The following is a 12,013-nucleotide window of genomic DNA, read 5'->3' as shown; positions in this document are numbered from 1 at the left end:
TCATCGTTCCTCACGCTCCAGCGTACGAATGCCGCGAGTAACGCTCCGCGTCACCGATCTTCGCCCCGCCGCCTGTTCAAGATCGGACGCAGAGCGTCGCACGATAGTCGAGATCATCGTTCCTCACGCTCCAGCGTACGAATGCCGCGAGTAACGCTCCGCGTCACCGATCTTCGCCCCGCCGCCTGTTCAAGATCGGACGCAGAGCGTCGCACGATAGTCGAGATCATCGTTCCTCACGCTCCAGCGTACGAATGCCGCGAGTAACGCTCCGCGTCACCGATCTTCGCCCCGCCGCCTGTTCAAGATCGGACGCAGAGCGTCGCACGATAGTTGAGATCATCGTTCCTCACGCTCCAGCGTGGGAATGCCTGTCGTGACGCTCCGCGTCATGGATATGCGCCACGCCGCATACTCAAGATCGGACGCAGAGGGTCCAGAACGGCATGCCGCCGTAGTACGCCGCACGATAGTTGAAAAATAGTACTGCCCTTTATATTCATTTATGGAATAACTAAATGAATAAATAAGATTTATAGATATAAAAAAGTGCTGTTAATGTCGTCCCTATTCCCGCCTTGTTCGTCTGTGACTGACTGAGCAGGCACTACCCAACAACCGCTAAAGGAGCGCATATGCGCACTGTCATTTTGCGTCGAGGCCTTGTCGCTCTGTTTGCTGCTGCGGTCGCGCTTGGCGCGGTCACCCAGGCCCAGGCGGAAGATCTGCGCATCGGTTATCAGAAATACGGCACGCTGGTGCTGCTCAAGGCCAAGGGTTCGCTGGAGAAGCGCCTGGCCGAGCAGGGCGTAAAGGTTCAGTGGACCGAATTTCCGGGCGGTCCGCAGTTGCTTGAAGGTCTGAACGTGGGCTCGATTGATTTCGGCGTGACCGGTGAAACGCCGCCTGTTTTCGCTCAGGCAGCAGGCGCGGATCTGCTGTACGTGGCTTACGAGCCGCCAGCGCCGACCAGTGAAGCCATCCTGGTACCCAAAGACTCCCCGATCACCTCGGTCAAAGACCTGAAGGGCAAGAAAGTCGTCCTCAATAAAGGCTCGAACGTCCATTATCTGCTGGTCAAGGCACTGGAAGATGCCGGCCTGAAATACACCGATATCCAGACCGTCTTCCTGCCTCCGGCCGATGCGCGTGCCGCTTTCGAGCGCGGCAGCGTGGATGCCTGGGTCATCTGGGACCCTTACCAGGCCGCAGCTGAAAAGCAATTGCAGGCGCGGACCTTGAAAGACGGCACCGGCATCGTCGACAACCACCAGTTCTATCTGGCGACCAAGCCTTACGCGCAAAAGAATCCGAAGGTGATTCAAGCCTTGATCGAAGAAGTTCGTGCAGTGGGCGAATGGTCCAAGGCTCACCCTGACGAAGTGACCAAACAGGTTGCGCCGTTGCTGGGGCTGCCCGCCGACATCACCCTGACCTCGGTAAAACGCCAGGGCTACGGTGCGCTGTTCATTACTCCGCCGGTTGTAGCGGCGCAGCAGAAAATTGCTGACACCTTCTACCAGCTCAAACTGATTCCGAAGCCGCTCAGCATTGCTGATGTGGTCTGGACACCCCCTGCTGCTGTTGCTCAAGCACAGTGATCGTCAGGCCCTTCGAGGAGACAACTCCATGAGCCTCAGTGCTTCGCAACGCATCATTCACCGACTGGCGCCCTGGGCACTTCCAGTCCTGTTGTTGGCCGTCTGGCAGCTGTCGGTCAGCGCCGGATGGCTATCCACACGCATTCTTCCTGCACCCAGCGCAGTCATTGAGGCGGGTATCAATCTGGTTGCGAGTGGCGAAATCTGGACGCATCTGGCGATCAGCGGCTGGCGCGCCGGGATCGGATTCGCCATTGGCGGCGGCATCGGTCTGGCTCTGGGCTTTATCACCGGCCTGAGCAAATGGGGCGAGCGCCTGCTGGACAGCTCAGTGCAGATGATCCGTAATGTGCCGCACCTGGCGCTGATTCCGCTGGTCATTCTGTGGTTCGGCATTGATGAGACAGCGAAGATATTTCTTGTCGCGCTGGGCACCCTGTTCCCGATTTATCTGAACACCTACCACGGCATCCGCAACATCGATCCGGCGCTGGTAGAAATGTCCCGCAGCTATGGCCTGTCAGGTTTCAGCCTGTTCCGGCATGTGATCCTGCCAGGTGCCATGCCTTCGATTCTGGTCGGTGTGCGCTTTGCGCTGGGCTTCATGTGGCTGACGCTGATTGTGGCAGAAACCATTTCTGCCAGCTCCGGCATCGGTTATCTGGCGATGAATGCACGGGAATTCCTGCAAACCGACATCGTGGTACAGGCCATTGTGTTGTACGCCGTCCTCGGCAAACTGGCCGATCTGGCGGCGCGAGGCCTTGAACGTGTGTGCCTGCGCTGGCACCCGGCCTATCAAGTGAGCAAAGGCGGTGCCGCATGACCAGTCTGAAACAGCAGCCTCCACATTTGCTGCGCGGTATTCCGCTGGCAGTACGTAACCTGAAAAAAGCGTTCGGCACTCGCGAAGTGCTCAAGGACATCGACCTGCATATTCCGGCCGGTCAGTTCGTCGCCATCGTCGGCCGTAGTGGCTGCGGTAAAAGTACCTTGCTGCGCCTGCTTGCCGGTCTCGACAAGCCAACCGAGGGTCAATTGCTTGCAGGTTCTGCACCACTGGACGACGCTCGCGAAGATACGCGTTTGATGTTCCAGGAGGCGCGGTTGCTGCCCTGGAAGAAGATCATCGACAACGTCGGCCTTGGCCTGAGCGGCGACTGGCGTGCGCAAGCACTCGAAGCGCTCGAAGCCGTCGGCCTTGCCGAACGCGCCAACGAGTGGCCAGCGGCATTGTCCGGTGGCCAGAAGCAGCGTGTTGCTCTGGCGCGTGCGCTGATTCACAAGCCGCGCCTGCTGTTACTCGACGAGCCGTTGGGCGCGCTGGACGCTTTGACCCGCATCGAAATGCAGCAACTGATTGAAAAACTGTGGGGCCAATACGGCTTCACGGTACTGCTGGTTACTCACGATGTCAGCGAGGCAGTCGCCATCGCCGACCGCGTGATCCTGATCGAAGAAGGCCAGATCGGCCTCGACCTTCTAGTCGACCTGCCACGGCCACGTGCTCGCGGCTCGCACCGCCTTGCTGCGCTGGAAGCCGAAGTGCTCAACCGAGTATTGGCCATCCCCGGCTCGCCACCTGACCCGGAACCGTTTTCGCCACTGCCCACGCAATTGCGCTGGGCAAATTAACCCTGATCCCCAAAGGAAGACATGCCATGACTATCAAAGCCATCAACGTTCGCAACCAGTTCAAAGGCACCATCAAGGAAATCGTCCACGGCGACGTACTGTCGGAAATCGACGTACAGACCGCTTCCGGCGTTGTGACCTCGGTCATCACCACCCGCTCGGTAAAAGAGCTGGAACTGGTCGTCGGCAGCGAAGTAATTGCCTTCGTGAAGTCGACAGAAGTTTCCATCGCCAAGCTGTAAACAGTGGGTAAAAAACACCCCGGACGGTTCTGACCCTCCGGGGTTTTTACTTTTTTACCTGGCAGTTTTGCGAGGAAGGCAGTTTGAGCCCGGTTGGTGAGAGTAGGCTGAATGCGTATGCATAGGTTGGTGGAGATCCGGTCGGGTTCGGGATCCTTCGGGGCATCTTCCGATTAGGCCCGAGTTGATAATAGAGTTAGCAGTTTCAGCGAAAGCGCTCGCAACGATGGGTCGTTTAAAGGAGCCAGTGCTTTTAAAATTGAGAAGTACAACGCTCTGAGCGCCTGGGCGAGCAAACGAGCTAAAGAATATAGCGAACGTTTTACGCCTTATCCTGGAACGGTGAAGAATATCCGTGAATAGTGAGCTTTAAATAACTCGCTTCCCCAAAAATACCGGCAAATACAACCCCAAATAAGCATCAAACACCCGCATCCCTTCCTCAGCCATGCGCGGTGTGATCTCGTCATGCAATTGCACTGATCGCGCATACACCCGATCCCCCAGTTCCATCGCCAGCGCAAATACGTCCACGTCATCCGGCAGCGCAGGCAGCTGGAAGTGGCGGTCAAAGACCCCAAGCATCAAATGCCCCAGCTCTATGTCGTGCTGGCGGTCTGCCTGGTTGATTTCGGTCAGGCCGTGCTGGGCAAGGATCAATTGGCGGGCGGCGGCGTCGGCGTTGTAGATGGCCAGCATGCGCAGTTCGACGATACGCGACAGGTCGCGCCAAGTGGTGAGCTGGTCGTGATCGATAGGCGCTTGCAGTGAGGCGCGGAAAGCCGCGTGAATATCGGCGGTCAGCGCTTCAAGCAGCGCCGGAACGCTGGCGAAGAAGTGATACACCGATGAGGGCGGAATACCTGCGCGTTCAGCCACGCTGTAGATCGACAGGCTGGCCACCCCTTGCTCGGCGAGCAGCGTGCGCGCGGCGTCGAGAATCGAATCGATCCTGGCCTGGCTGCGTGCTTGAGGTTTGCGGGGCGTGGCGGCGCGTGTCATGGGCGTGGCTCGTGGTTGGGCTGACGGCATTGTAAGGGATTCTGACTGGATGAATCTCTGTCGTCGCCAAACGATTATCGCTCCCACGCTCCGCGTGGTAGCGCAGTTCTGGACGCTCCGCGTCCTCTCCTGATTATGCGGCGCGAGAGGTGCTCCGGGCGCAAACAAAAACGCCGCAAAGCTCAAGGCTTTGCGGCGTTTATGTTGCTCAGCCTCAATCAGACTGTGTGCAGGTACCAGTTGTACTCGAGGTCGGAGATGGAGTGTTCGAACTCTTCCAGCTCGCTCTCTTTACAGGCGACAAAAATGTCGATGTATTTCGGGTCGATGTACTTGGCCATGACCGTGTTGTCGTCCAGCTCGCGCAGTGCGTCGCGCAGGTTGTTCGGCAGGCTTTGTTCATGCTGCTCGTAGGAGTTGCCTTCTACCGGCGCGCCAGGTTCGACCTTATTGACCAGGCCGTGGTGCACGCCCGCCAGGACCGAAGCCATCACCAGATACGGGTTGGCATCGGCACCGGCAACGCGGTGTTCGATACGTACCGCGTCGGCGGTGCCGGTCGGTACGCGAACGGCGACCGTACGGTTGTCCAGACCCCAGGTCGGCGAGTTGGGCACGTAGAACTGAGCACCGAACCGACGGTACGAGTTGACGTTCGGGCACAGGAACGCCATCTGTGCCGGCAGGGTCTCGAGCACACCGCCGATAGCGTGACGCAATGCGGCGTTCTGCTCGGGATCCTCGCTGGTGAAGATATTCTTGCCATCGCGATCCAGAATCGAGATGTGGACGTGCAGACCATTACCCGCCTGACCCGGATAGGGCTTGGCCATGAAGGTCGTGTCCATCTCGTGATCGTAGGCGATGTTCTTGATCAGGCGTTTGAGCAGCACGGCGTAATCGCACGCCTTGATGGCATCGGCAACGTGGTGCAGGTTGACTTCGAACTGTGCCGGGGCGCTTTCCTTGACGATTGCGTCGGCAGGAATGCCTTGCTCCTTCGCACCTTCAAGGATGTCCTGAAGGCAGTCGACGTACTCGTCGAGGTCATCGATCAGGTAGACCTGTGTCGAATGCGGGCGTTTGCCGGAGATCGGCGAGCGGGGCGGTTGCGGGCGACCGTTCACGTTCTCCTGATCGATCAAGTAGAACTCCAGCTCGAATGCGGCGCAGATGGTCAGGCCCATTTCGTCGAACTTGGCGACGACCTGGCGCAATACTTCACGCGGGTCGGCGAAAAACGGGTCGCCTTCGAGTTCGTGCATGGTCATCAGCAACTGCGCGGTAGGGCGCTTTTGCCATGGTTCGTTGCACAGGGTGTCAGGGATGGGATAACAGATTCGGTCAGCATCACCGATATCCAGGCCCAGGCCGGTGCTTTCCACCGTGGAGCCATTGATATCCAGAGCAAATAAAGAGGCCGGCAGGTTGATGCCTTTCTCATAAACCTTATGGAGGCTGGTGCGTTCGATGCGTTTGCCACGCACCACACCATTCATATCTGCAATCAGAAGGTCAACGTACAGAACCTCAGGATGTTCCTTAAGGAACGCGTTCGCTTCGTTAAGCTGAACGGCACGCGGGGGTACCGACATGATGCAACACCTTTGTTGTTAAAAATATCAATCATCAATGATTGCGGATCTCAGTCAATCCGAAAGCCATGATGAAGTCAATAGAGCCTTTTTTGCCCTAAAACTGCGCCATATGGCCTTTTTTGCCGCTATTTAGGGCGTTTTATTCCGTTTCTGACCGTTGTTAAATACGAGCTAAAGCGGCCTGTCTTCTATTTTTAACGGGTTGTTGTATAAAAAAATGAACGAGGCTAAGCTCGATCGCAACCCAGTAGAGCAACAATAGCGGGGGTCCTATGCTTCACCTTTCCCTGGTCGACACGCGACTATCAAGTCCGTACAGCGCTCATCATGCCTGTGATATCGGTGCTCGTGGTGGGTTGCCACACTTTGCGACACCCCTGAACGGCTATCGAAGCCAGTCTGCTCTACTCTCAATGCTGGACATTACCACTATAACGGCTTCGTCAGTGTGACCGCGGCCGTCTGGAAATCCGGCCCCGCAGCTGTCACCTTACCCCTAATCGGCGTCTGCCGAAACGAGTTGTACAACATGACGCCTATGCGTCTGGAACGCCTGATCACGATCAGGACAATAAAACCCTGAGGTATTTATGAGTACCAACCTCGACCAGCTCACCGATTGGTTGAAAGAACACAAGATTACCGAAGTCGAATGCATGATGTCCGACCTTACCGGCATCACCCGCGGCAAGATCTCGCCGACCAACAAGTTCATCGCTGAAAAAGGCATGCGTCTGCCTGAAAGCGTGCTGTTGCAGACGGTGACTGGCGACTACGTAGAAGACGATATTTACTACGAGCTGCTGGACCCGGCAGACATCGACATGATCTGCCGTCCCGACCAGAACGCGGTGTATCTGGTGCCCTGGGCAGTCGAGCCCACTGCGCAGGTGATTCACGACACCTACGACAAGCAGGGCAACCCCATCGAGCTGTCGCCGCGCAACGTGTTGAAGAAGGTCCTCAAGCTTTACGCCGATCAGGGCTGGCAGCCAATCGTGGCGCCGGAGATGGAGTTCTACCTGACCAAGCGTAGCGACGACCCGGACTATCCGCTACAGCCACCGATCGGGCGCTCCGGGCGACCGGAAACCGGCCGTCAGTCGTTCTCGATCGAAGCGGCCAACGAATTCGATCCGCTGTTCGAAGACGTCTATGACTGGTGCGAACTGCAGAACCTGGATCTGGACACGCTGATCCACGAAGACGGCACGGCGCAGATGGAAATCAACTTCCGTCACGGTGATGCCCTGTCGCTGGCCGACCAGATTCTGGTGTTCAAGCGCACCATGCGCGAAGCCGCCCTCAAGCACGACGTCGCGGCGACCTTCATGGCCAAGCCGATGACCGGCGAGCCAGGCAGTGCCATGCACTTGCACCAGAGCATCATCGACATCGAGACCGGCAAGAATATCTTCTCCAACGAAGACGTGACCATGAGCGAGCTGTTTCTGAACCACGTTGGTGGTCTGCAGAAGTTCATCCCCGAGCTATTGCCGCTGTTCGCCCCCAACGTCAACTCGTTCCGCCGCTTTCTGCCCGACACCTCGGCACCGGTGAACGTCGAGTGGGGCGAAGAGAACCGTACCGTCGGCCTGCGCGTGCCGGACGCTGTGCCGCAGAACCGTCGCGTGGAAAACCGTCTGCCAGGTGCCGATGCCAACCCCTATCTGGCCATCGCCGCCAGTCTGCTGTGCGGCTTCATCGGCATGGTCGAAGGCATCAACCCGAGCGCACCGGTGGTCGGGCGGGGTTACGAGCGGCGTAATCTGCGTCTGCCGTTGACCATCGAAGACGCGCTGGAGCGCATGGAAAACAGCAAGACCATCGAAAAATACCTGGGCAAGAAATTCATCATCGGTTACGTCGCGGTCAAGCGCGCCGAGCATGAAAACTTCAAGCGCGTGATCAGCTCGTGGGAGCGGGAATTCCTGCTTTTCGCCGTCTGATCACGCAGAGCGCCGCTGCGATTGATGCGCGGCGCTCTGCTAACTGACCTGATCAAAGGAAGTGCTGCATGAGTGCCAATAACCCGCAAACCCTCGAATGGCAGGCCCTGAGCAGCGAGCATCACCTGGCACCGTTCAGCGACTACAAACAATTGAAAGAGAAAGGCCCGCGCATCATCACCCGTGCCGAAGGCGTTTATCTGTGGGACAGCGAGGGCCACAAGATCCTCGATGGCATGTCCGGCCTGTGGTGTGTGGCCATCGGTTATGGCCGCGAAGAACTGGCCGACGCAGCCAGCAAACAAATGCGCGAGCTGCCGTACTACAACCTGTTTTTCCAGACCGCCCACCCGCCCGTGCTGGAGTTGGCCAAGGCCATTTCCGAGATTGCACCGCAGGGCATGAACCATGTGTTCTTCACCGGTTCTGGCTCTGAAGGCAATGACACGATGCTACGCATGGTTCGTCATTACTGGGCTCTCAAAGGCCAGCCGAACAAGAAAACCATCATCAGCCGCGTCAATGGCTACCACGGCTCCACCGTCGCCGGTGCCAGCCTGGGAGGCATGACGTACATGCACGAGCAGGGCGACTTGCCGATTCCGGGGGTGGTGCACATTCCGCAGCCATACTGGTTCGGCGAAGGCGGCGACATGACGCAGGACGAGTTCGGTATCTGGGCTGCCGAGCAACTGGAAAAGAAAATTCTCGAACTGGGCGTCGAGAACGTCGGTGCGTTCATTGCCGAGCCGATCCAGGGCGCTGGCGGTGTGATCGTCCCGCCCGATTCCTACTGGCCGAAGATCAAGGAAATCCTTTCCCGCTACGACATCCTGTTCGCCGCCGATGAGGTGATTTGTGGTTTCGGGCGTACCAGTGAGTGGTTCGGTAGCGATTTCTACGGCCTCAAGCCGGACATGATGACCATCGCCAAAGGCCTGACCTCCGGTTATGTACCGATGGGCGGCCTGATCGTGCGCGATGAAATCGTTGCGGTGCTCAACGAGGGCGGTGATTTCAATCATGGCTTTACCTACTCCGGGCATCCGGTGGCGGCAGCCGTTGCGCTGGAGAACATACGTATCCTGCGCGAAGAAAAGATCGTCGAACGAGTCAAGTCGGAAACGGCACCGTATTTGCAAAAGCGTTTGCGTGAGTTGAGCGATCATCCGCTGGTGGGCGAGGTCCGTGGCGTCGGGCTGCTGGGGGCCATCGAACTGGTGAAGGACAAGGTCACTCGCGAGCGCTACACCGACAAGGGCGCCGGGATGATCTGTCGAACCTTCTGCTTCGATAATGGCCTGATCATGCGGGCCGTGGGCGACACGATGATCATTGCGCCGCCACTGGTGATCAGTTTTGCGGAAATCGACGAACTGGTGGAAAAGGCTCGCAAATGCCTGGATCTGACGCTGGCGGTGTTGCAGGGCTGAAAACGCAAAAAAAGCGTCGATTCAAGCGCAATGTGCATTGTTTGAGGGGCTTCGGCTTGAAAGCCTGCCCAGGAAGTTGCCAGACTAATGGCTACACGCCGCTAACTGACGGTCAGTGATAAAAATACATTGGAGCTACGCATGAAAAAATTTGGCAAGACCCTTCTCGCGCTGTCCCTGATGGGCGTTGTGGCCACTGCTGCGCAGGCCGATGACAAAGTGCTGCACGTCTATAACTGGTCCGATTACATCGCGCCGGACACCGTTGCCAAATTCGAGAAAGAATCGGGCATCAAGGTGGTCTACGACGTTTTCGACAGCAACGAGACGCTTGAAGCCAAATTGCTTGCTGGCAAATCCGGCTATGACATCGTCGTGCCGTCCAACAACTTCCTGGCCAAGCAAATCAAGGCCGGCGTTTATCAGGAGCTGGACAAGTCCAAGCTGCCGAACTGGAAGAACCTCAACGAATCGCTGCTCAAGGCCGTGTCGGTCAGCGACCCGGACAACAAGCACGCATTCCCGTACATGTGGGGTTCGATCGGTATCGGCATCAACCCGGACAAGGTCAAGGCTGCGCTGGGCGCCGATGCGCCGGTCAATTCCTGGGACCTGCTGTTCAAGCCGGAGAACGCAGCCAAGCTGAAGTCGTGCGGCATCAGCTTCCTCGATTCGCCGACCGAAATGCTGCCGATAGCCTTGCATTACCTGGGCTACCCGACCGATTCTCAGGACAAGAAGCAGCTCGCCGAAGCTGAAGCGCTGTTCATGAAGATTCGTCCATCGATTGGCTATTTCCACTCGTCCAAGTACATCTCGGACCTGGCCAATGGCAACATCTGCGTCGCAGTCGGCTATTCGGGTGATATCTACCAGGCCAAATCCCGCGCTGCCGAAGCCGGTGGCAAGGTAAAAGTTGCTTACAACATTCCCAAAGAAGGTGCCGGCAGCTTCTACGACATGGTCGCCATTCCCAAGAATGCCGAAAACGTTGAAGGTGCCTACAAGTTCATGACCTTCCTGATGAAGCCCGAAATCATGGCTGAAATCACCAACGCAGTGCGCTTCCCGAATGGTAACGCGGCAGCGACGGCACTGGTCGACAAGGAAATCACCAGTGACCCTGGCGTTTATCCGCCTGCCGACGTACAGGCCAAGCTGTATGCAATCGCGGACTTGCCTGTTGCCACGCAGCGGATCATGACCCGCAGCTGGACCAAGATAAAGTCAGGTAAATAAGCCTGTCATCAAACCTGTGGATGCTGCGTAGCCTTGGCTGCGCAGCCTCCAACAGACAGGAATATTGCCTAAACCTTTGCTGGTTGGACGCATAGACGGTAAGTTGCGCGCCGGTTTTGTTTTCCGGACGCCCTCCGGCGCTCAGGCCCCTCTGTTAAAAGGACTCATTCTTTGTCTATTTCTATTTTTTCCAAAGCCTTGCTGGCGGCTGCCGGGCTGACACTGTCGATCAGTGCTCAGGCTGAATCCACCGTGCATATTTATAACTGGTCCGATTACATCGGCAAGACCACACGGGCGGACTTCGAAGCCGCGACTGGCATCAAGCCGATGTACGACGTGTTCGACTCCAACGAAACCCTTGAGGCCAAGCTGTTGGCCGGACGCACCGGCTATGACGTGGTGGTGCCGTCCAATCACTTCCTCGGTAAGCAGATCAAGGCTGGCGCGTTCCAGAAACTCGACAAGTCGCTGCTGCCCAATTACAAGAACCTCGACCCGGCGCTGCTCAAGCGCCTGGAGAAGAACGATCCGGGTAACCAGTACGCAGTGCCATACCTGTGGGGTACCAACGGCATCGGTTACAACGTCGAAAAGGTCAAGGCAGTGCTGGGTGTCGACAAGATCGACTCCTGGGCGGTGCTGTTCGAGCCTGAGAACATCAAGAAGCTGTCCAGCTGTGGCGTAGCGTTTCTTGATTCCGCCGATGAAATGTTGCCAGCGGTGCTCAACTACATGGGGCTGGACCCCAACAGCACCAAGGAAGCGGACTACAAGAAGGCCGAAGCCAAACTCATGGCGATTCGTCCCTACGTAACCTATTTCCACTCCTCCAAATACATCACTGATCTGGCCAATGGCGACATCTGTGTTGCAGCCGGTTTTTCGGGCGATGTGTTCCAGGCCAAGGCGCGCGCAGAAGAGGCAGGCAAAGGCGTGAAGCTCGCTTACAGCATCCCGAAGGAGGGCGGCAACCTGTGGTTCGATATGCTGGCCATTCCGGCAGACTCGAAAAACATCAAGGCCGCCAGCGCCTTCATCAATTACATGCTTGACCCCAAGGTGATCGCCCAGGTCAGCGATGAAGTCGGCTACGCCAACCCCAATCCCGCCTCCGGCGAGTTCATGGACCAGAAAATCCGCACCGATGCAGCGGTTTACCCGCCTCAGGAAGTGCTGGACCGCCTGTTCGTGAACAGCGAGTTGCCCCTCAATGTGCAACGTCTGATGACCCGCAGCTGGACCAAGGTCAAGTCGGGCAAATAAAAATCCAGCACCCGGCCGTATTGGCCGGGTTGCCTACCTGTTGGGAGT

Annotated in this window: 10 protein-coding genes; 8 read left to right on the top strand and 2 right to left on the bottom strand. The window is 57.4% G+C overall.

The window, feature by feature from the left end; translation table 11 throughout:
• Window positions 1-635 precede the first annotated feature (635 nt).
• The 4 genes from AC4ANE_RS26170 to AC4ANE_RS26155 are packed head-to-tail and all read left to right on the top strand — an operon-like array spanning window position 636 to window position 3,478.
• A complete protein-coding gene (locus AC4ANE_RS26170; RefSeq protein ID WP_002555773.1) occupies window positions 636-1,601 on the top strand; it encodes a sulfonate ABC transporter substrate-binding protein in 966 nt (321 codons plus the stop codon).
• Window positions 1,602-1,629: 28 nt separating this feature from the next.
• The gene (gene ssuC / locus AC4ANE_RS26165; protein ID WP_002555772.1) at window positions 1,630-2,427 is read left to right on the top strand and encodes an aliphatic sulfonate ABC transporter permease SsuC; all 798 of its coding nucleotides are present in this window, start codon (window positions 1,630-1,632) and stop codon (window positions 2,425-2,427) included.
• Window positions 2,424-3,236 carry an aliphatic sulfonates ABC transporter ATP-binding protein gene (ssuB, locus tag AC4ANE_RS26160; protein ID WP_002555771.1) on the top strand — a complete coding sequence of 271 codons (813 nt, stop codon included), beginning with the start codon at window positions 2,424-2,426 and terminating at the stop codon, window positions 3,234-3,236. Before ssuC ends, ssuB begins: the two co-directional genes overlap by 4 nt.
• Window positions 3,237-3,262: 26 nt before the next feature.
• Complete coding sequence (locus AC4ANE_RS26155; protein WP_002555770.1) at window positions 3,263-3,478, top strand: TOBE domain-containing protein; 216 nt, start codon at window positions 3,263-3,265, stop codon at window positions 3,476-3,478.
• 369 nt (window positions 3,479-3,847) lie between these two features.
• Here the strand turns inward: AC4ANE_RS26155 and AC4ANE_RS26150 are convergent, their stop codons facing one another.
• Window positions 3,848-4,480 (bottom strand): TetR/AcrR family transcriptional regulator, encoded by a 633-nt coding sequence (locus tag AC4ANE_RS26150; RefSeq protein WP_002555769.1) that lies wholly within the window; start codon window positions 4,478-4,480, stop codon window positions 3,848-3,850.
• 218 nt (window positions 4,481-4,698) lie between these two features.
• Window positions 4,699-6,075, bottom strand: a complete 1,377-nt coding sequence (locus AC4ANE_RS26145) for a glutamine synthetase family protein (protein ID WP_002555768.1) — start codon at window positions 6,073-6,075, stop codon at window positions 4,699-4,701.
• A 593-nt stretch (window positions 6,076-6,668) separates the two neighbouring features.
• On the opposite strand from AC4ANE_RS26145, the gene AC4ANE_RS26140 reads away from it, so the two are divergent.
• From AC4ANE_RS26140 to AC4ANE_RS26125, 4 genes are all read left to right on the top strand, one after another.
• Complete coding sequence (locus AC4ANE_RS26140) at window positions 6,669-8,027, top strand: glutamine synthetase family protein (protein WP_460408608.1); 1,359 nt, start codon at window positions 6,669-6,671, stop codon at window positions 8,025-8,027.
• A gap of 68 nt (window positions 8,028-8,095) precedes the next feature.
• On the top strand, window positions 8,096-9,460 hold the full coding sequence (locus AC4ANE_RS26135) for an aspartate aminotransferase family protein (RefSeq protein WP_002555766.1): 1,365 nt from the start codon (window positions 8,096-8,098) through the stop codon (window positions 9,458-9,460).
• A 141-nt stretch (window positions 9,461-9,601) separates the two neighbouring features.
• Window positions 9,602-10,699 carry a polyamine ABC transporter substrate-binding protein gene (locus AC4ANE_RS26130; protein WP_002555765.1) on the top strand — a complete coding sequence of 366 codons (1,098 nt, stop codon included), beginning with the start codon at window positions 9,602-9,604 and terminating at the stop codon, window positions 10,697-10,699.
• Window positions 10,700-10,870: 171 nt separating this feature from the next.
• Window positions 10,871-11,965: a polyamine ABC transporter substrate-binding protein gene (locus AC4ANE_RS26125; RefSeq protein WP_031595519.1), complete on the top strand. Its 1,095-nt coding sequence runs from the start codon at window positions 10,871-10,873 to the stop codon at window positions 11,963-11,965.
• Window positions 11,966-12,013: the final 48 nt, after the last annotated feature.

This window comes from Pseudomonas sp. Pme6b, assembly GCF_058129925.1.
Note: the sequence above shows the minus strand (reverse complement) of the source record. Positions and strands in the feature narration are given on the sequence as shown.

What these genes read in the sequence shown, in the direction of transcription:
- AC4ANE_RS26170 (WP_002555773.1), top strand. Translation starts at nt 636, where the DNA reads ATGCGCACTGTCATTTTGCGTCGAGGCCTTGTCGCTCTGTTTGCTGCT.
- ssuC (WP_002555772.1), top strand. Translation starts at nt 1,630, where the DNA reads ATGAGCCTCAGTGCTTCGCAACGCATCATTCACCGACTGGCGCCCTGG.
- ssuB (WP_002555771.1), top strand. Translation starts at nt 2,424, where the DNA reads ATGACCAGTCTGAAACAGCAGCCTCCACATTTGCTGCGCGGTATTCCG.
- AC4ANE_RS26155 (WP_002555770.1), top strand. Translation starts at nt 3,263, where the DNA reads ATGACTATCAAAGCCATCAACGTTCGCAACCAGTTCAAAGGCACCATC.
- AC4ANE_RS26150 (WP_002555769.1), bottom strand. Translation starts at nt 4,480, where the DNA reads ATGACACGCGCCGCCACGCCCCGCAAACCTCAAGCACGCAGCCAGGCC.
- AC4ANE_RS26145 (WP_002555768.1), bottom strand. Translation starts at nt 6,075, where the DNA reads ATGTCGGTACCCCCGCGTGCCGTTCAGCTTAACGAAGCGAACGCGTTC.
- AC4ANE_RS26140 (WP_460408608.1), top strand. Translation starts at nt 6,669, where the DNA reads ATGAGTACCAACCTCGACCAGCTCACCGATTGGTTGAAAGAACACAAG.
- AC4ANE_RS26135 (WP_002555766.1), top strand. Translation starts at nt 8,096, where the DNA reads ATGAGTGCCAATAACCCGCAAACCCTCGAATGGCAGGCCCTGAGCAGC.
- AC4ANE_RS26130 (WP_002555765.1), top strand. Translation starts at nt 9,602, where the DNA reads ATGAAAAAATTTGGCAAGACCCTTCTCGCGCTGTCCCTGATGGGCGTT.